A 19,781-nucleotide genomic window follows, 5' to 3' on the forward strand; every position below is an offset into this window, starting at 1 on the left:
AAGTTCATAGGGAATCGAATGGGAACGGGTCGCGGTCGCCCTTGGCCGTCAGCAGCAACAGCACTTGCTGGGACGGCGCAATACGCCCTGCGCAGCGCAACTGCCTGGCGGCGCTGTAGCATGCGCCGGCGCACAGCTCGACCCAAAAGCCGGCCTTCGCCAGGCGGGACATACCCTCCGCTGCGGCGCGATCGTCGACCACCACCGCGCCCCCGCCGGAAAGGCGGGCCGCCATTGCTTGTTGCAGCGTGACGGTGGTGCCCGCCGTGGAAAACTGCGCGGTCCGACCCTCGAATTCGGACTGGAGCGCCACGCCGTCCAGCACCCGCGACAAACGCGCAAACGGCTCGACCGCCCACAGTTGCGGCATGCGCGCGAGCATGCCGCCATGCACCAGGTCGCGCAGCGCGCTGTAGACGCCCCAGAGCAGGTCGCCCCGCGCCGTCGGCACCAGCACATGGTCCGGCCGGACGCCTTGGGCCACCCACTCAAGCGCCACGGCACGGTATCCCTCGACACCGAATACCGGACTGCCGACAGGCGGCACACAGTAGTTGGTCACGGCAAAAGCGCCGTCGCGCTCCACGCGCCGCCGTACGTGTTCCCAGCGCGCGTGCCCGCTGTCGAAGGCCACGCGCATCGCGCCGTACTCGTGAAGGGCGCGCGCGAACGGCGCAGGCAGGTCGCGATAGGTGGCGATCTCGCAGGGAAGGCCCGCGGCGGCGCAGTACGCCGCCGCCGAAACCGCCGCGTTGCCGCTGGACGCCAGCACGACAAGCCCGGCGCCAACGTGCAGGGCACGGCTGACGGCTTGCGCCGACATCCTGTCCTTGTGTGAACCGGTCGGGTTCATGCCCTCGTGCTTGATCCACAACTGCTCGACATCGAGGGTTCGCGCGAGCACGGGCACATCGAGGCAAGGTGTATTGCCCTCGCCCAGCGAAATGCCATCCGAATAGGGCAGCCATGCCCCCCACATATAACCCTGGCTTTTCGGCTGAAGCGGCAATGGCGCGCCAGCGTAGACCGCCTCGACGCTGCTCGGACGTCCCGCCCCGGCACAGCGCGGACAGCCCCTCGGCATGTCGGCTATGGGATACTGGGTGTGACATGCAATACAGCGCAAGGCGGCGAGGCGCTCATTGCGGCGCACGCGGCCCGTGGCGCGTATTTCGGATGGTGGTTGAAAGGATGTTTGCATGCGGTGGATGTTAGCGCCACTGCTCGCCCTGCACCGTCATGCGTCAGGTGCAATAATTAAGTAAAACTTATACCGTCAGATTTGCCCATGAGCATCAGCGCACGTCAGATCGAAATATTCCGCATGGTGATGCTGCTCGGTTCGGCGAAGCGCGCCGCCACCGCGCTGCACATCAGTCAGCCGGCGGTCACGCAATTGCTGCTCCAGCTGGAGGGCGGGTCAGGACTGAAGCTGTTCGACCGGCTCAAGGGCCGACTGGTCCCGACACCTGAAGCGCACGCCTTGATGACGGAGGTCGAGCGCGTCTATGTCGGCCTTGACATGGTGCAGCGCAAGATCGACATGCTTCGCTCGCACGAGGATTCAGTGCTGCGCGTAGGCACCCTGCACGCGATGTCAGCCAGCATCATGCCCGCGGTGGTGTCGGAGTTCCTGCATCTCTATCCGCGCATCCGCTGCCAGCTGGTGGTGGACAGTTCGCTCGCGCTGCGCGCCAGCTTGCTGCAGGGCGAACTGGACCTCGCGTTTATGGGCGACGAGGCTGACACTAGTGGGCTGGTGGCCTCGGCGTTCTATGAGGCGCCCGCGGTGTGCGCCGTGCCGGCCACGCATCCCTTCGCCCACCTCGCCCGCATCGAGCCGCGCGATCTGCAGGATGCGCCACTGATAGCGTTGTCGGCATCCGATCCCGCGCAGCGGCGGCTTGAGCAGTTATTCGCCGCGGCCGGAAAATCAGCCCGTTTTGTCGCCGAGACGCCGTACAGTGCGACGCAATGCGCGCTGGTGCTGGCGGGCGCTGGCCTGGCGATCACCAACCCGCTGGTTGCGCGCGAGTATGCGGCGCTGGGGCTGCGCGCAGTACCGTTTGCCCCAGCCTTTCATTTTCGTGCCCTGCTCGCCTTCCACCCGGGACAGGGACAATCGCGAGCCGCGCAGGAATTCGTCGCCCTGTGCCGCCGCCCGGTTGCGGACGTGCTGGCCACCTAGCGCATACCCGTAAGATCAGCCCGGCTGCACCCCTACCGCAGATTCTGCGTTCCGGACAAAGCAGTTCGCAATTCGATGTGGACTGGCGCGGCAAGATCAGCGTGATGCATGGCAACGTTGCACTTATGCTCGATAGCATGTCCACGACCGTTGCATCCTCTGAGCCGCCCCTCGCCGGCCCCACTGCGGACGAGCACGCCCATCCCCGCCTGGGCGCCGCGCTCGCCTACATTCACCAGCACCTGGGCGAACCGCTGCCGCTGCCGCTGCTGGCCGACCTCGTCCAGCTGAGCGTCGGGCGCTTCGTGACCGTGTTCCGGCTGACGGTGGGCATGACGCCGCATCGCTACATCAGCCTGAAGCGAATCCGGCGCGCGCAATGGTTGCTCAGGCAGGGCCACTCTCCGGCGCTGACGGCGCACGAGTGCGGGTTCTATGACCAGAGCCACTTCACTCGCTGCCTGAAGAGCGTTTGCGGCATGACTCCACGGCAGTTCCAGACGGCCAGCGCACCGCTCCCCGGGAATGCCGGCCGCAGCCTGCCAATGCCCAGGGCTCAGGTTGCTGATGGAAACAGCCGTTCGATGGGATAGTGCGTCTTAATGAAAGGCGACTTGATCACGATGAAGCTGAAGTACTTCTCGATGCCGATATTGCGCTCCAGCAGGCTTTCCATTAGTTCCTGGTAGTGGTTGACCCCACGGGTGATGAACTTGAGCAGGTAGTCATAGCCGCCGCTGACAAGGTGGCATTCGACGATCTCGTCCACCGCGCACACCGCCTTCTCGAAGCGCGCAAAGTCCTCGCGATGGTGGTCCTCCAGCGTGATCTCGGTGAACACCGTAAGAATATCGCCCAGCTTGTCCATCCGGATCTGGGCGCTGTATCCGCCGATATAGCCGGCCTGCTCCAGCCGCTTGACGCGAATCAGGCATGGGCTGGCGGAAAGACCCACCGCATCGGCGAGGTCGACGTTGGTCATGCGGCCGTTCTTTTGCAGCTGGGCAAGGATGCGGAGGTCGAGTCGGTCAAGTTTGATGGGGGCGGACATGGGCTTTCAAGACTGGAATGACTGAATCACATTGTCCCCGCATGGTTCGGCGAGGGCAATCGGGGCACGCCCGGAAAGTGAGGCACCGCATCGCCTTTCAGTACCCTTTCGCACGGTCCACCAGCCCGATCAGCGGCTCGCCGCGCTGCAGGCGGCGCAGATTGTCGAGCACGACCCGCGCCGCCGTGCCCGGCTGCGTCATGCTGGCGATATGGGGCGTGAGCCAGACCCTGGGGTGGCGCCACAACGGGTGGCCGGCAGGCAGCGGCTCTGGGTGCGTGACGTCGAGAATGGCATCGCCGATCTGCCCCGAATCCAGCGCGGCCAGCAGGTCGGCATCGTCGAGATGCTGCCCGCGCCCGACATGCACCAGCCCCGCCCCATTTGGCAGGGCGTCAAACACGCGAGCGCTCAATACTCCACGTGTTTCATCTGTCAGCGGCAGCAGGCAAACCAGGACATCGGTGCGGGCCAGGAACGCGTCCAGGGTCTGCGGGCCGGCATAGCACTGCACCCCTTCCAGGCTGCGCGGCGACCTCGCCCAGCCGGCACAATCGAACCCGAACAGCCGCAGCCGCTCCAGCACGGCCTGCCCCAGCGAGCCCAGACCAAGCACGCCGACGCGGCACTCGTGTGCCGCGCGCACCTGCAGGGGCCTCCACGCTTCCTGCGCCTGCTGCCGCCGGTAAGCCGGCATGTCGCGATGCAGCGCAAGGACCGAGAACACGACGTACTCCACCATCCCGTCGACGATGCCGGGCTCGATCATCCGCACCAGCGGTACGTGCGCAGGGAGCGCGTCCAGGTCGAACTGGTCGATGCCGGCTCCGGTCGAAAACAGTACCTGCAGGTTCGGGAACCGCTCTGCGATGCGGTCCGGCGCCTCCCAGGCCGCCAGGTAGCGGACCTTCCCGGGATCGCCGATATCGGGCCAGATGCGGAAATCGATGCCAGGCGCCTCGCGCGCAAAGACCTTGGCCCAGTCCCGGCCGCGCACGGGATCCGCCTTGTACAGAAATGTCGTGTCTTGATGCATTGCTTTTATCCGAGGGCCTTGTCGGCCAGCGCAAAGGGAAGAAATGGTGCCGTTGGGGAAGCCGGGGTGCCGCGGGCCAGCACCGTCGCGTCGGCGACGTGCGCCAGACCAAGGCAGCCGAGCCAGTCCTCGAGTTCGCCATCGGCGTGGACGTCCATGCGCAGCACGCGCCCGGTCACCAGGCCGGCCAGGTGCGCGATCATGGCCTTGGCCGACATCGCGCAGGGTGCGACCACGGGGCCGACCATCGCGCCGCGGCCAAAGCGCCGCAGGATCGCGAAGCCGCGGGGCCCGTCGGGGGAATCGAGCACCACCGTGCCGATCGACTGGCGCAGCCAGGTCTGGATCAGGGACGGACGTGCAACACCGCGGGCACCCTGCTCCATGCCGACCAGCAGTTGCAGGTCATTGCGCCCCCCAGGCCGCAGGCGGCAGCCTTCAGGCAGCGCCATCAACGGCGCCGGCAACGCTTTGCCCTCGTATTGATGCACCTCGCCGATGCGCTCGAACCCCATGCGCACATAGAAGCGATGCAGCTTCCCGGGGGCGTGAAGCAGCACGGTGCGGCCGTCCAGGCCGGCACACAGCGCCTCCAGCAACACGCTGCCAATCCCCCGCTCGCGGAAGGCCGGGGCTACGATGAGCAGCCCGACCGACGCGCCGCGCTCGTCCCACAGCCAGCGCATGCCGACACCGACCACCGCGCCGCCGACTTCGGCAACGCGGCCCTCGCCCATCTGGAACAGCATCTTCCAGTCGCTGGGGCGATGCGGCCAGCGTACATCTTCGGAAAGCGAAAGCGCGACGGGCAGGTCGGACTGTGCCATCACGCGGATCGCGGGCGGTCCATCGCTTGCATGGAGGGGGAGCTGCGCGGAATTCATTGCAGTAAGGGCCAGCGCCGGACGAAAAGAGAGAGCCCTGATGATGCGATGAACAGGCAAGGCCCGGATAGGAAAAATTTGCTGTATCCGACGATGCACCGACGCTGTGCCTGCCTAGGGTAATCCCGAGGATTGTTGCGGTGCACATGCACGCACGCAGTGCGCATGGCAGGCAATGCCAAACCGCCCACGCGAAACCGCAGGTTTTACTGCCACGGCTTGCAATACCCCACAAAGCCATCGGTCGCACATGCTTCAATGTCAGGGAGATGACACGCTGCGCGCTCGTGCTGCCTCAGCAGGAGCTTGCCCCCGCGCCGCATGGTCCTGAGTTTCCACTTTCGCCATCCCCCGAACTCCGGCCCCCACCAGGAGCTATTTGCCATGTCAGACAAGAAGCCGATCGAGGGCCTCATCGGCCCTGCCGAATCAACCCGGATCATGAGCGCCCTGCACCATGGCGCCAGCAGGCGCGACGTCCTGAAGATCCTGGCTGCCGGCGGCATGCAACTGGGGCTTGCCGGCAGCCTTGCCGGCGCGGCCGTGTCGGCGCATGCGCAGACGCCGAGCCGCGGCGGCCGCATCCGTGTGGGCAGCGACAACGCGTCGCCCAGCGATACGCTCGATCCGGCCAAGCAATCGAACAAGACCGACTACTGTCGCGGGACGATGCTCTACAACGGCCTGACGAGCCTGGATGCGAAACTGGTGCCGCAACCGGCGCTGGCTGAGTCCTTTGCCTCGCAGGATGCCGTGACGTGGGTCTTCAAGCTGCGCAAGGACGTCACCTTCCACAACGGCAAGCCGCTGACGCCGCAAGACGTGGTGTTTTCCCTGATGCGCCACAAGGACCCGACCATCGCCTCGAAGGCGAAAACGCTGGCGGACCCGATCAAGAGCGTAAGCGCCACGGGTCCGAACGAAGTGACCGTGGTCCTCGACGGACCCAACGCGGACTTCCCCGTCATCGTCGGCACGTTCCACTTCCATATCGTGCGCAACGGCACCACCGACTTCAACACCGGCATCGGCACGGGTCCTTACAAGCTCAAGGAATTCAAGCCCGGCGTGCGTTCGGTGATGGTACGGAACGAAAACTACTGGAAGCCCGGCAAGCCCTACCTTGACGAGATCGAGTTCGTCGGCATTGCCGACGAGGGTGCGCGCGTCAATGCGCTGCTCTCGGGCGATCTCGACATGGTGGCCTCGATCAACCCGCGTTCGGTCGCACGCGTGAAAGGCACGCCCACGACCGATGTGTTCGTGACGCAATCCGGCCAGTACACCGACCTGATCATGCGCCGGGATACCGGCCCGGGCGCCAACCCCGACTTTGTCCAGGGCATGAAGCTGCTGCTCGACCGCGAACTGATGAAGAAGAGCATTGCGCTGGGCTATGCCGTGCCGGGCAATGACCAGCCGATCGATCCCACCAACCGCTTCTACTTTGCCGGGCTGCCGCAGACCAGGCTCGATCCGGAGAAAGCCAAGTTCCATCTCAAGAAGGCCAACATTGGCACTGCCGCGATCCCGGTGGTAGCCTCCCCCGCCGCGCAGTACTCGGTCGACATGGCCCTGATCCTGCAGCAATCGGCGCGGCAGGCGGGCGTCAATATCGACGTCAAGCGCATGCCCGCCGACGGCTACTGGTCCAATCACTGGCTCAACAGCCCGGTCGGCTTCGGCACGGTCCTGCCGCGCGCCAGTGCCGACACGCTGCTGACCCAGTTCTTCAAGTCCGACGCGGCCTGGAACGAGTCGCGCTACAAGGACCCGAAGTTCGATGCGCTGCTGCTCGCCGCGCGGGCCGAGACCGACCTGGCCAAGCGCAAGCAGATGTACGCCGACATGCAGACCATGATCCGGCGGGACGCAGGGATCGGCATACCGCTCTTTATCGCCACCATCGACGGCTACAACAAGCGGGTCAAGGGCCTTTCCCCGATCCCGCTGGGCGGCCTGATGGGCTATTCGTTCGCCGAGCACGTCTGGCTGGCGGCCTGATCCGAGGAGACACCATGAACCTGTTCATCTTGCGCCTGCTGGCGCGGCGCATCGGGCTGGCGCTGATCTCATTGCTGGCGGTTTCGGCCATCGTCTTCGCCATCACCGCGGTATTGCCCGGCGATGCCGCGCAGGAACAACTCGGCCAGGACGCCACACCCGAAGCCCTGGCCGCGCTGCGTACCCAGATGGGCCTCGATGTCCCCGCGCCGGTGCGCTACGCGCAATGGCTGGGCGGCATGGTGACCGGCAATGCCGGCGAGTCCCTGGTCACCCGCATGCCGGTGTCCGAGGCCATCGGCAGCCGCCTGCCCCAATCGCTGCTGCTGGCCGGCCTGACCGCGCTGATCTCGGTGCCGGTGGCGCTCGGCCTCGGCATCCTGGCGGCGGTCTACCGCGGGACCTGGTTTGACCGCAGCGTCAGCCTGGGCGCGGTGGCAGTGGTTTCCGTGCCGGAGTTCCTGGTCGCCACGCTGGCCGTATTGCTGTTCGCGGTCCACCTGCGCTGGCTGCCGGCGCTCGCCTATATCGGCACCGACGATTCCTGGGACAAGATCGTGCGTTCGCTGGCCATGCCGGTGCTGAGCCTGTGCTGCGTGATCGTCGCGCAGATGCTGCGCATGACCCGCGCGGCGGTGATCGACCAGCTCAACGCGCCCTACATCGAGATGGTGCGGCTCAAGGGCGCATCCTCGACCCGCATGGTGCTGTTCCACGCGCTGCCCAACGCCATCGGCCCGATTGCCAATGCCGTGGCGCTGAGCCTGTCTTACCTGCTTGGCGGCGTCATCATCATCGAGACCATCTTCAACTACCCGGGGATCGCCAAGCTGATGGTGGACAGCGTCGCCCAGCGCGACATGCCCGTGGTCCAGGTGTGCGCCATGATTTTCTGTTGTGCGTACCTGATCCTCGTCACGCTTGCCGATGTGTGCGGCATCGTCGCCAATCCGCGTCTGCGCCACCGCTGAAGCCTTGAACGCCATGCAGGAGCTGCAACTCATGTCCCCTACCTCCAACACGCACGCCACCCCCGCCGTGAGTGCCCCCGACCAAGGCGGTCGCCGCCCGCGCCTGCCCAAACTGGGCATCACCGGCTGGATCGGCAGCCTGATCCTCATCGGCTGGCTGGTCGCCGCCATTGTTGGCCCGATCCTGATCAGCCATGACGGCACGCCCACGGGCGAGATCCAGGTCTTCGGCCCGATCAGCGCCGCGCACTGGCTCGGCACCGACTACCTGGGACGCGACATGCTGACGCGCGTGATCCTGGGCGCGCGCTACACCGTCTGCGTGGCCCTGGTCTCGACCCTGTGCGCCAGCGGCATCGGCATCACGCTGGCATTGCTGGCCACCGTCAGCGGCCGCTGGATCGATGCCGGCCTGAGCCGCGGCCTCGATACGCTCACGGCGATCCCGAGCAAGATGTTCGCGCTGATCATGGTCGCGGCCTTCGGTTCGTCAGTCTGGATGCTCGCCCTCACGGCGGCGATCATCTACATCCCGGGCGCCTATCGCATCGCGCGCTCGCTGGCGGTCAACATCAATGCGATGGACTACGTGACCGTCGCGCGCACCCGCGGCGAAGGCACTGCCTACATCATGCGGCAGGAAATCCTGCCGAACATCCTCGGCCCCATGCTGGCTGACCTGGGGCTGCGCTTCGTCTACGTCGTGCTCCTGCTCGCGAGCCTCAGCTTCCTGGGCCTGGGCATCCAGCCGCCCGATGCCGACTGGGGTTCGCTGGTGCGCGAGAACATCGGGGCACTGTCCGAAGGCAGCATGGCCGTGGTGGCGCCGGCGCTGGCCATCGCCAGCCTGACCCTCGCCGTCAACCTTGTTATCGACAACCTGCCGGGTCGCTCGGCACGTAACGGAGTCAAATAAATGGGCACGTCCGTAAAGGTCAGCAATCTGCGCATCACCGCAGGCCAGGCGACGTTGGTAGATGGTGTGGACTTCGAGATCGAGCCCGGCAAGGTGCTGGCACTGATCGGTGAGTCCGGCTCGGGCAAGACCACGACCGCGCTGGCGCTGATGGGCTTCGCGCGCCACGGCTGCGAGATCTCCGGCAGCATCCGGGTCGGCACCACCGACGTGCTGCACCTGTCGCCGGGCGAACAGCGCCGGCTGCGCGGGCGCGAGATCACCTATATCGCGCAGAGCGCGGCGGCCTCGTTCAACCCGTCGCGCACCATCATGGACCAAGTGGTCGAACCGGCGCTGATCCACCGGCTCATGGATCGCAAGGCTGCCGAGAAGAAGGCGGTCGCGCTGTTCCGCGAACTGGCGCTGCCCGACCCTGATTCCATCGGCGAGCGCTACCCCCACCAGGTTTCCGGTGGCCAGCTACAGCGCCTGATGGCCGCAATGGCCCTGATCACCGATCCCGACCTGGTGATCCTGGACGAGCCGACCACGGCACTGGACGTCACCACGCAGGTCGAAGTGCTGCGCGTGTTCCGACGCGCGGTGCAGGAACGCCGCACCACCGCGGTCTATGTCAGCCACGACCTGGCCGTGGTGGCCCAGGTGGCGGACCACATCCTGGTGCTGCGCGAAGGCAAGATGCGCGAGCTGGGCGAGACCGACCAGATCCTGTACCAGCCCGCCGACGACTACACGCGCTGCCTGCTGGCCGCGGCGCGGCCGACCGAGCGTCCCGGCGCGCCGGTGGACCCGGACAAGAGCCCCCTGCTGCTCGAGGTCCGCGATCTTTCCGCCGGCTACGGTGCCGTCGATGCGCACGGGCAGCCGGCCTCGAAGATCCTGGAGGGCGTGGGCCTGAAGCTGTACCGGGGCCAGGCGATCGGCGTCATCGGCGAGTCGGGTTCGGGCAAGACCACGCTGGCGCGCGCGATTGCCGGCCTGGTGGCGCCGTGCTGTGGCAGCATCGCGTTCAACGGCCGTCCGCTGAAGCCGACAGTGGCCGAACGCAGCCGCGATGAGCTGCGGCGCATCCAGATCGTGTTCCAGATGGCCGACACCGCGCTCAATCCCGCGCGCACCATCGAGGAGATCCTGGCGCGGCCGCTGCAGTTCTTCCACGGCTTGCGCGGCGAAGCCCAGCGGGCGCGGATTCGCCAGTTGCTCGATCTGGTGCGGCTGCCGATCGGCGTGGCCCAGCGCACGCCCGGTGGCCTGTCCGGAGGGCAGAAGCAGCGCGTGAACCTGGCCCGGGCACTCGCGGCCGATCCTGAGCTGATCCTGTGCGACGAGATCACCTCGGCGCTGGACACCGTGGTCGGCGCGGCCATCCTCGACCTGATGGCCGAGCTGCGCAAGGAGCTGGGTGTCTCGTATCTCTTCATCAGCCACGACCTGCACACCGTGCGCTCGATCTGCGACGAGATCGTGGTGATGCAGCATGGCCGCAAGCTGACCCAGGTCGCGCACCAGGACTACGACCGCGGTCCGCACCACCCCTACTACGCGCTGCTGGCGCGCTCGGTGCCCGAGTTGCGCCGCGGCTGGATCGATGAAGTCGATCTCCATAGCGAAGGCGCAGTGGCCACCGCTGCCACCGCCTGACCCCATTCTTAAGGAGAGTTTGTTCATGCCTTTGTCCCTACAGAACCAGACCTTGCTTCCCGGCCGCAACTATATCGGCGGCGAATGGTGCGGCGCGGCCGACGATCGCACACTGTCCGTGGCGGACCCCGCGACGGATGAAGTCTTTGCGGCGGTACCGGATAGCAGTGCGGCGGACGCACGCCGCGCCGTCGATGTCGCGCACGCAGCGTTCCCAAGCTGGCGCAAAACGCCGGCCAAGCAGCGCGCGCAGATCATCAAGCGCTGGAACGACCTGATCGTCAGCCATGTGGAAGACCTTGGCCGCCTGATCTCGCGCGAGCAGGGCAAGCCATTGGCGGAAGGCAAAGGCGAGGTGCTGTACGCCGCGAGCTATGTCGAATGGTTTGCCGAAGAAGCCACCCGCGCCGATGGCGACGTGATCGCCGCGCCGGTCCCCGGTCGGCGCATGCTGGCACTGCGCGAGCCGGTTGGCGTCATCGCGGCGATCACGCCGTGGAACTTCCCGGCTGCGATGATCGCGCGCAAGATCGCGCCGGCGCTGGCGGCCGGTTGCACGGTAGTGTGCAAACCTGCCGAGGATACGCCGCTCACCTCGCTGGCGCTGGTCAGGCTCGCGGAACAGGCGGGCGTGCCGCCGGGCGTGCTGAATATCGTCACCGCCTCGCGCGAGCGCGCGGCCGAAGTCGTCGACGTATGGCTGGACGATGCCCGGGTGCGCAAAATCACCTTTACCGGCTCGACCCCGGTAGGCAAGCACCTGGCGCGCCGCTCCGCCGATACACTGAAGAAGCTGTCGCTGGAACTGGGCGGCAATGCCCCGTTTATCGTGTTCGACGATGCCGACCTCGACGCCGCCGTCGACGGCCTGATGGTTTCCAAGTTCCGCAACGGCGGGCAGACCTGCGTGTGCCCGAACCGCATCTATGTCCAGGACAAGGTGCATGACGCCTTCGTCGACAAGCTTGCCGCCCGCGTTGGCGCGCTGGTAGTCGCCCCTGCCACCAATCCCGCCGCGCAGATCGGTCCGATGATCAACGCGCGGGCGGTCGACAAGATCGAGCGTCATGTGAAGAACGCGGTCAGCCGCGGTGCGCGCGTGGTCGTTGGCGGCGAGCGCATCCGCAACGAGCAGTGCCCGGGGCCGAACTACTATGCGCCCACCGTGCTGGCCGACGTGGATGCGTCCATGGACTGCTCCTGCGAGGAGACCTTCGGGCCGGTTGCGCCGGTCACGCGCTTCGGTACCGAGGCGGACGTGGTCGCGGCAGCAAATGCGACCCCGTTTGGGCTGGCGGCGTATTTCTACTCGAATGACGTGCGGCGGATCTGGCGCCTTGCCGATGCGCTCGAGTCGGGCATTGTCGGTATCAACGAGGGAGCGCTGGCCGCGGAAGCGGCGCCTTTTGGCGGCGTGAAGGACTCGGGCTACGGGCGCGAAGGGTCTCGCTATGGGCTCGAAGAGTACATGCATATCAAGTACGTCTGCCAGGGGCTGCTGGACTGAGCTGTCGCGAAGCCACCGGGTCTTGAACTACCTTTTGGGTGCTCCCTCTCCCGCTTGCGGGAGAGGGTTGGGGAGAGGGCCGGCATGTCGACGAAGTCAAGCGCTGTGGTATGCCACCGCCTGCCCTCTCCCCCGCCCCTCTCCCGCAAGCGGGAGAGGGGCGCAAACCGGCAGCCCATAAAAGTCTCTCAGCAATCCCGGGGGCCGGCGCAAGCCGGCCGCTTTGCATTTAGAGCCCCCCAGCAAGCTCCTCATCCATCCCATCGAAGGAACTGCTGTTCCTCCCGCCACAACAGAATTCACTGCTGATCCAGGCCCAGAATTCGGTAGGAGCGCGACGACCCTCGTCCCTATACTGGTCCCGGTGATTGCCAGAAAGCGTTGGCGATAGAACCCCAGCAGGCTTCGACCGTACCGCCCACGAATTCCATGAAAGCGATGCCCCAACGCCAGCCCAGTGCCCCCGCCGACCTCAATGCGCTGCTGCGATTGCGCACGCGCCTGGAAGCCGAAACCACGGCGGAAGTGCGCTTCGACGCAGTCACGCGCGCCATCTACGCATCGGAAGCCTCGAATTATCGACAGGTCCCCCTTGGCGTCGTCATTCCGAAGTCTGTCAAAGACCTGGAGACCACCGTGCGCCTGTGCGGCGAGCTCGGCGTGGCCATGGTGCCGCGCGGCGCGGGTACCTCGATGAGCGGCCAGTCGGTCAACGTTGCTGTCTGCATCGACCATTCCAAGTACCTGCACGCGGTTGAGCTGGTCGATCCGGCCCAACGCATCGGCCGCGTGCAACCCGGCGTCATCTGCGACCACCTGAAGCAGGCCGCCGCTGCGCACGGCCTCACCTTTGGCCCGGATCCGGCCACCCACAGCCGCTGCACGCTGGGCGGCATGATCGGCAACAACTCATGCGGCGCCCATTCGGTGATGGCTGGCAAGACCGTCGAGAACATCGAGCGACTGGAGATCGTGACCGCCACCGGCGCGCGCTTCTGGGTCGGCGCCACCGACGAGGCCGCGTATGCCGAACATCTGGCGGCAGGCGGGGAACAGGCGCGCATCGTCAAGTCCCTGCGCGAACTGGCCGAGCGCTATGCGGACGATATCCGCGCCGGCTTCCCGCGGCTCAAGCGCCGTGTCTCGGGCTACAACCTCGACCAGTTGCTGCCGGAAAACGGCTTCCACATCGCCCGCGCCCTGGTGGGGTCCGAGGGGACCTGCGCTACCGTGCTGCGTGCCGACACGTCGCTGGTGGAGGGACTGCCCGAGCGCGTACTGCTGGTGCTCGGCTTCGATACCATCTTCGATGCCGCCGACTGCGTGCCCGAGCTGCTGCCGCTCGGACCGATCGCAATGGAAGGCCTGGACACCGGCATCATCGGCGGACTGAAGCAACTCGGACTGAAGCTCGACGACATCGCCGAGCTGCCGGCCGGCAATGCCTGGCTGATGGTGGAGTTCGGTGCTGCCCTGCGCGACCAGGCCCGCGAACTGGCGGCCCGCGCCGCCAGCGCGGCACGCTCGTTCCCTACGCAGCCGAATGTAAGGCTGGTCGACGATCCCTCGCTGATGGGACGCCTCTGGGCCATCCGCGAGACCGGGGCTTCGGCAACGTCATTGTCGACCGTTCCCGGACAACCCGATCCCACCGTGGGCTGGGAAGATGCCGCGGTCGAGCCGGCCCGGCTTGGCGCCTACCTGAGGGAATTCTCCGCCCTGGTCGAACACTATGGCTACAAGACCAATATGTACGGCCACTTTGGCGATGGCTGCATTCATTCGCGCATCACCTTCGACCTGCGTTCCCCCACAGGCGTTGGCGACTGGCGTCGGTTCCTGGCGGAAGCCGCCGCGCTGGTCGTCAAGTACCAGGGCTCATTGTCCGGCGAGCATGGCGACGGCCAGGCAAAGGGAGAGTTCCTGCCCCTGATGTTCACGCCCCGGCTGATGCAGGCATTCCGCGAGTTCAAGGCCATCTGGGACCCGAACGGCCTGATGAACCCCGGCAAGCTGATCGATGCAATGCCGGTGGACGCCAACCTGCGCATGGGTCCGTCATACCGGCAGGATCAGGCAACCAGCGTCTTCACCTACCCGATGGGCGATGGCCCGGGCACCGGCTTTGGCCGCGAAACCGAGCGCTGCATCGGCATGGGCAAGTGCCGGTCGCTCGATGGCGGCACCATGTGCCCCAGCTTCAAGGCCACCCGTGAAGAGCGCTACGCCACGCGCGGCCGCGCACGCCTGTTCTTCGAGATGCTCAACGGCGAGGTCATCAGCGAGACCCGTGACGGCGAGGCGGTCAAGGACTCGATGGACCTGTGCCTGTCGTGCAAGGGCTGCAAGCACGACTGTCCGACGCATGTCGATATCCCCAAGTACCGCAGCGAGTTCCTGTATCGCTACTACAAGCGGCGCCTGCGCGCGCCAATGGATGCCGCAATCGGGCGCCTGGGGCAATGGCTGCCCACGGCCACGCGCGCGGCTGGTCTGCTCAATGCCCTGATGCGCAATCCGCTGACCCGGCGCGTTGGCCACGCTTTCGGCCTGGCGCGCTCGGCCGTGTTCCCCGAGATCGCCGCCACCGCATTCCGCCGCACCGGCACAGCGACACGCCTGCGGCAGGCCGGCACGCGGCCGTACGGCCAGCGCGACGTCGTCATATGGACCGATACCTTCAATAACGGCTTCACCCCGCATGTGCTCGAGGCCGCCGTCGCGGTGGTCGAGCGGCAAGGATGGAACGCGCGGCTGAGCACGCGCCACGTCTGCTGCGGCCGACCGTTCTATGACGTCGGCATGCTGGACCAGGCGCGCCGCAACCTGCTCGAGATCCTGGACGTACTGTCCGCGCCGATTGCCGCCGGCGTTCCGGTGCTGGTGCTGGAACCAAGCTGCCTGTCGGTGTTCCGGGATGAAATGCCGGCCCTGCTGCCTGACGACCCGCGCGCCAAAGCGCTGGCAGCACTGACGGTCACGATGGCCGAGTTCGCCACCCGCGCCGGCATGGCGCTGGACAACGATGCCGAGGTCCACCTGCACGCCCACTGCCATCACCGCGCCTGCGGCGGCACGGCGGCGGAGCGCCAGCTTGGCGCAAGCGTCCTCGACACCGGTTGTTGCGGGATGGCCGGCGCCTTTGGCTATCACCGCAAGACAGCCGAGCTGTCGCGGCGGATTGGCGAGAGCACGCTGCAGCCAAAGCTTGCCACACTCCCGGCCGATGCGCTGGTTGCCGCGGACGGCTTCAGCTGCCGCACCCAGATCCGCAAGCTGACCGGACGCGAACCGCGCCACCTCGCAGAGATCCTTGCCGACTCCAACCCTTCGCAACCACACCGCGACACCGACTTCGCGGAACCTGAAAGAGGCGTAACGCAATGACCCAGTCCAACCAGGCCCATATCGCGGCCCGCACCCAACATGTTCCGCATGGCGTCGTCACCGCCCATCCGATCTTTGCCGACAAGGCCGAAGGCTCGTTCCTGTGGGATGTGGAAGGACGTCGCTATATCGATTTCGTCGGCGGCATCGGCGTGCAGAATATCGGCCATAACCACCCCAAGGTCGTCGAGGCGGTGCGCAGGCAACTGGGTCGGGTGACGCACGCAGCGTTCCAGGTGGTCGGCTATGACGTCTATGTCGAGCTGGCCGCGCGGCTGAACAAGCTGGTCGGCGGCGCCGAACACTACAAGACGCTGTTCGCGACAACCGGCGCGGAAGCGGTGGAGAACGCGGTCAAGATCGCGCGCGCCTACCGCAATGTGCCGGGGATCATCGCGTTCCGCGGCGGCTTCCACGGGCGCACGCTGCTCGGCTCGACGCTGACCGGCATGAGCACGCCGTACAAGCAGAACTTCGGACCGCTGGCCGGCGACGTCTATCACACGCCCTATCCCGATGAATTCCGCGGTTTCTCCGGCGCGGATGCGATCCGCGCACTGGAAGACCTCTTTGCCACGCAGATCGCCCCGGATCGCATCGCGGCCATCATCCTGGAACCGGTGCAAGGCGACGGCGGCTTCCTGCCGGCCGGCAACGAGTTCCTGCAGGCCCTGCGCGCGCTGACCCGCAAGCATGGCATCGTGCTGATCCTGGATGAGATCCAGGCCGGATTCGGCCGGACCGGCAAGATGTTCGGCTTCCAGCATGCGGGCATCCAGCCGGACCTGGTCACGGTCGCGAAGAGCCTGGCCGGCGGCATGCCGCTGTCCGGCGTGGTCGGGCGTGCCGAGATCATGGACGCGCCGGCACCCGGCGGGCTGGGCGGCACGTATGCGGGCAATCCGCTCGCCTGCGCCGCAGCGCTGGCGGTGATCGACCTGTTCGAGGAAGAACAGTTGCTCGCCAGTGCGCTCGCACTGGCTGAAACGCTGCGCGCGGGGCTCGACCAGCTCGCGCGCGAGTTTCCCGCCATCGGGACCGTGCGCGGCGTTGGCGCGATGCTGGCGCTGGAGTTCGTCAAGGACAGCGATCCGTTCCAGCCCGACGCGACATTCGCTCAAGCAGTGATCGACCGCTGCCGCGAGCGCGGCCTGCTGGTGATCAAGTGCGGCGTGCATCGGAACAACGTGCGCCTGCTGGCGCCGCTCAACACCTCCTCGGAAACGGCGCAGGAAGCCCTGGAGATCTTGCGCGCCGCGATTGCGCAAACCAGCAACGAGGCCCGGTAATACGCCGCCCTCGCCGGGTCCGGCGGACAACAGCGGGCCCGGGCGAAGTATGATTGGGACGCCTCCGCCTGGAGGCCGCCCCTGTCCCGCATACCAGCCGAGGCTGCAGGGAGCGTGACCGCGGCGACGCCATCGGGAGCCGCCGTATCGAGTCCTCGCATGGGAGCTAACACGTGAAATTCCTGATTGCGCCAGTCTTGGCGCTGCTGTCGTCCGTGGCTGCGGCACAAACGGTGTCCGCCGTACCAACGAACCCGCCCACCTCACCGTCTGCCCTGAACCGGGTCGCCCAGAGCGGCACCCTGCGCGTATGTACGCCGGGTGACTACAAGCCTTTCAGCTTCCAGCGCCCGGACGGGAGTTTCGAAGGACTGGATGTGGACCTGATGGGCTCGCTCGCGACGGCGCTCGGCGCCAGGCCGCAATTCGTCAAGACTACCTGGGCGAACCTGATGCCCGACTTTGTCGCGGGCAAATGCGATATTGCGGCCGGCGGCATCTCGGTCACGCTGGAGCGCCAGAAGCTCGCCTTCTTCAGCGCGCCCTATATGGTCAACGGCAAGACGCCGATCGCGCGCTGCGAGAATGCGGCGAAGTACCAGAGCGTCGAGGCCATCAACCGGCCGGAGGTGCGCGTCATCGCCAATCCCGGCGGCAGCAACGAGCGCTTTGCCAAGACGCGGCTGCAACGTGCCCAGCTCACCGTCCACCGCGACAACCTCACCATCTTCGACGAACTGATCGCCGGCCGGGCCGATGTCTTTGTCACCGAGGCGGCGGAGGCCGTGGCGCAAAGCCGGATTCATCCGGAGCTTTGCGCCATCAACCCGGAGCAGCCGCTGCAATACGCGGAGATGGCCTTCCTGCTGCCCAACGGGGACACGGTATTCAAGGGCTTTGTCGACCAATGGCTGCACCTGGCCAGGGCAGGCGGTGACTACCAGGTGCATGCGGCCAAGTGGCTCGGCAAATAAGCCTGGCCCAACCGCGCAGGGGCGCAGGCGGAAACCTTGCGCAACAAGGCCCGCCCGCCCCGTCAGGCATCAAGCCAGACATGCTCCGCAAACGAATAGCCCATCAGCCCACCCAGCGGGATCGGTGACAAGCCCTTTAGCTTCGATGAATGTCCGTCGATGCTGGCCAGGAACAGCGGGATGCCGATGCCGGCGTCCTCGTGGATCATGGTCTGCATGTCGGCATACATCTGGCTGCGTTTGGCGGTGTCGGTTTCGGCCCGCGCCGCCAGCAGCAGCTGGTCGAACTTGGGGTTCTTCCAGCGCGATTCGTTCCACGGCGCATCGGACTTGAAGAACTGCGTGAGGATGGTGTCGGCGCTGGGGCGCGGGTTGACATTGCCGAAGCCCACGGGGCTGTTGAGCCAGTGGTTCGACCAGTAGCCGTCGGCAGGCATGCGCTTGATGTCGAGGTCCAGGCCCACGCGCTGCGCAGTCTGCTGCAGCACCGTCGCCATCTCGACCGAATACAGGGCGGCGGGCGAGGTCACCATCGGCACCTTGCCCGTCACGCCGGACTTGCGCAAATGGTACTTAGCCTTGTCAAGGTCGAAGGCGCGCTGCGGCAGGCCCTTGAAAAAGAAGCGGTTGGTGGGGTCGATCGGCTGATCGTTGCCGAGCACCGCGTAGTCGAGCGCGATGGCCTTCTTCATCTGCGCGCGGTCCTGCAGGTACTTCATCCCCATCACAAAGTCGGGGTTCATGCCTGGACCCGCGTCCTTGCGCATGATCAGGTCCGTGTACTGCCCCGATTGCGTGACGAGGGTGCCGAAGCCCGGCGTACCCTTGACGCGGGCCACGGAGCGCGGGTTGACAGAGCCCACCAGGTCCATGCCGCCGGAGAGCAGCGCGTTGATGCGCGCGCTCTCATCGCCGATACCGACGAACTCGATCTCGTCGAGGTAGGGCCTTCCCTGCCTCCAGTACGCATCGTTGCGCACTACCACCGTGCGCACGCCCGGCCTGAACTCCTTGATCTTGTAAGGCCCGGTACCGATGCCCGCGTTGAAGTCGGTGGTGCCGTCCTTGACGATGAGGAAGTGGAAGGTGCCCAGGATCACTGGCAGGTCGGCATTGGGGCTGGTGAGCACCACCGTGACCTCGTTCGGGCCGGTGGCTTTCACGCTCTCGATCTGCTCGGCCAGCACCTTGGCCTTGGAAGCGGTGGCGGGGTCCTTGTGGCGCATGATCGAGTACACCACGTCGGCCGGGGACAATGCCTTGCCGTCGTGGAAGGCCACGCCCTTGCGCAGCGTGAAGACCCAGGTCTTGGCATCGGTCGTGTTGAACGACTCGGCCAGCGCCGGCCGCGGCGTCAGGCTGCCATCGAGCGAGGTCAGGCCGTTGTAGACCATGTTGCAGCGCACGTAGTCGTTCTGGTTCGACTGTTTGGACGGGTCCAGCGTATCTGAGGCGGCCGCCGTGGCGGCTGCCACGCGGATGCGGCCGCCCCGCTTCGGCGTCTGCGCATGGGCCTTGACGGCCACGCCGGCCAGGCTGCCGGCCAGCGTGGCCTGCATGCCTCCCGCCAGCAGCATCGCGAGGACGTCACGCCGCGTCGCGCCGCGCTTGAGCAAATCCATCACACGAAGGCTTTCGCCGGGGCCGACAAGGTTCTCGAACTCTTTACGGCTTTCGCTCATCGTAGTGCTCCTGGTTGGTCTGGAAAGGCCGGCAGGCGCGGACTTGTCATGACGCACCGCTAATGACTGCAGGTCATTCATGCTAGTCAAGAAGGCTCAGCATTTGTCCCTGTTACAGCCTGCGCTACCGCATTGAATTGCAAAACCGGCACCTCCGGCAGACGAATCTTGCAAGTTACGGATAAACCCCAACTCGTTCTGGCTCGACCGCCCGATGTCGTTCAAGATAAATGTCGGTGCCAACCTTT

General features: G+C 66.2%; 15 protein-coding genes. 10 read left to right on the plus strand and 5 right to left on the minus strand.

Annotated features, from left to right (window positions below; all coding sequences use genetic code 11):
- Positions 1 to 4 precede the first annotated feature (4 nt).
- A complete protein-coding gene (locus ABNX08_RS12285; RefSeq protein ID WP_374063600.1) occupies positions 5 to 904 on the minus strand; it encodes a pyridoxal-phosphate dependent enzyme in 900 nt (299 codons plus the stop codon).
- A 384-nt stretch (positions 905 to 1,288) separates the two neighbouring features.
- Between ABNX08_RS12285 and ABNX08_RS12290 the strand changes: the two genes are divergently transcribed.
- Positions 1,289 to 2,188, plus strand: a complete 900-nt coding sequence (locus ABNX08_RS12290; RefSeq protein WP_022535523.1) for a LysR substrate-binding domain-containing protein — start codon at positions 1,289 to 1,291, stop codon at positions 2,186 to 2,188.
- A 77-nt stretch (positions 2,189 to 2,265) separates the two neighbouring features.
- Complete coding sequence (locus ABNX08_RS12295) at positions 2,266 to 2,781, plus strand: helix-turn-helix domain-containing protein (RefSeq protein ID WP_022535524.1); 516 nt, start codon at positions 2,266 to 2,268, stop codon at positions 2,779 to 2,781.
- Here ABNX08_RS12295 and ABNX08_RS12300 read toward each other — a convergent pair.
- The 3 genes from ABNX08_RS12300 to ABNX08_RS12310 form a co-directional block, all read right to left on the minus strand.
- The gene (locus tag ABNX08_RS12300; RefSeq protein WP_013956719.1) at positions 2,745 to 3,239 is read right to left on the minus strand and encodes an Lrp/AsnC family transcriptional regulator; all 495 of its coding nucleotides are present in this window, start codon (positions 3,237 to 3,239) and stop codon (positions 2,745 to 2,747) included. The two genes, ABNX08_RS12295 and ABNX08_RS12300, sit on opposite strands and share 37 nt — an antisense overlap.
- Before the next feature lie 97 nt (positions 3,240 to 3,336).
- Positions 3,337 to 4,275 (minus strand): glyoxylate/hydroxypyruvate reductase A, encoded by a 939-nt coding sequence (locus ABNX08_RS12305; RefSeq protein WP_349607180.1) that lies wholly within the window; start codon positions 4,273 to 4,275, stop codon positions 3,337 to 3,339.
- 5 nt (positions 4,276 to 4,280) lie between these two features.
- The gene (locus ABNX08_RS12310; RefSeq protein WP_349607179.1) at positions 4,281 to 5,102 is read right to left on the minus strand and encodes a GNAT family N-acetyltransferase; all 822 of its coding nucleotides are present in this window, start codon (positions 5,100 to 5,102) and stop codon (positions 4,281 to 4,283) included.
- Positions 5,103 to 5,543: 441 nt separating this feature from the next.
- Here ABNX08_RS12310 and ABNX08_RS12315 point away from each other — a divergent pair, with 441 nt between their 5' ends.
- From ABNX08_RS12315 to ABNX08_RS12350, 8 genes are all read left to right on the plus strand, one after another.
- Positions 5,544 to 7,163: an ABC transporter substrate-binding protein gene (locus tag ABNX08_RS12315; protein WP_041681081.1), complete on the plus strand. Its 1,620-nt coding sequence runs from the start codon at positions 5,544 to 5,546 to the stop codon at positions 7,161 to 7,163.
- Between the two features lie 14 nt (positions 7,164 to 7,177).
- Positions 7,178 to 8,134, plus strand: a complete 957-nt coding sequence (locus ABNX08_RS12320) for an ABC transporter permease (RefSeq protein WP_022535528.1) — start codon at positions 7,178 to 7,180, stop codon at positions 8,132 to 8,134.
- A gap of 31 nt (positions 8,135 to 8,165) precedes the next feature.
- Positions 8,166 to 9,050: an ABC transporter permease gene (locus tag ABNX08_RS12325; protein WP_041681494.1), complete on the plus strand. Its 885-nt coding sequence runs from the start codon at positions 8,166 to 8,168 to the stop codon at positions 9,048 to 9,050.
- A complete protein-coding gene (locus tag ABNX08_RS12330) occupies positions 9,051 to 10,694 on the plus strand; it encodes an ABC transporter ATP-binding protein (protein WP_022535530.1) in 1,644 nt (547 codons plus the stop codon).
- A 25-nt stretch (positions 10,695 to 10,719) separates the two neighbouring features.
- Positions 10,720 to 12,201, plus strand: a complete 1,482-nt coding sequence (locus ABNX08_RS12335; RefSeq protein ID WP_022535531.1) for an NAD-dependent succinate-semialdehyde dehydrogenase — start codon at positions 10,720 to 10,722, stop codon at positions 12,199 to 12,201.
- Positions 12,202 to 12,630: 429 nt separating this feature from the next.
- A complete protein-coding gene (locus ABNX08_RS12340; protein WP_349608210.1) occupies positions 12,631 to 15,588 on the plus strand; it encodes an FAD-binding and (Fe-S)-binding domain-containing protein in 2,958 nt (985 codons plus the stop codon).
- Positions 15,585 to 16,877: a 4-aminobutyrate--2-oxoglutarate transaminase gene (gabT, locus tag ABNX08_RS12345; RefSeq protein ID WP_349608208.1), complete on the plus strand. Its 1,293-nt coding sequence runs from the start codon at positions 15,585 to 15,587 to the stop codon at positions 16,875 to 16,877. Before ABNX08_RS12340 ends, gabT begins: the two co-directional genes overlap by 4 nt.
- A gap of 173 nt (positions 16,878 to 17,050) precedes the next feature.
- On the plus strand, positions 17,051 to 17,851 hold the full coding sequence (locus ABNX08_RS12350) for a transporter substrate-binding domain-containing protein (RefSeq protein ID WP_022535534.1): 801 nt from the start codon (positions 17,051 to 17,053) through the stop codon (positions 17,849 to 17,851).
- A gap of 62 nt (positions 17,852 to 17,913) precedes the next feature.
- Here the strand turns inward: ABNX08_RS12350 and ABNX08_RS12355 are convergent, their stop codons facing one another.
- A complete protein-coding gene (locus tag ABNX08_RS12355) occupies positions 17,914 to 19,533 on the minus strand; it encodes an ABC transporter substrate-binding protein (protein ID WP_041681083.1) in 1,620 nt (539 codons plus the stop codon).
- Positions 19,534 to 19,781 lie beyond the last annotated feature (248 nt).

It is taken from the genome of Cupriavidus sp. DF5525 (assembly GCF_040149425.2).
Taxonomy (GTDB): domain Bacteria; phylum Pseudomonadota; class Gammaproteobacteria; order Burkholderiales; family Burkholderiaceae; genus Cupriavidus; species Cupriavidus pickettii_A.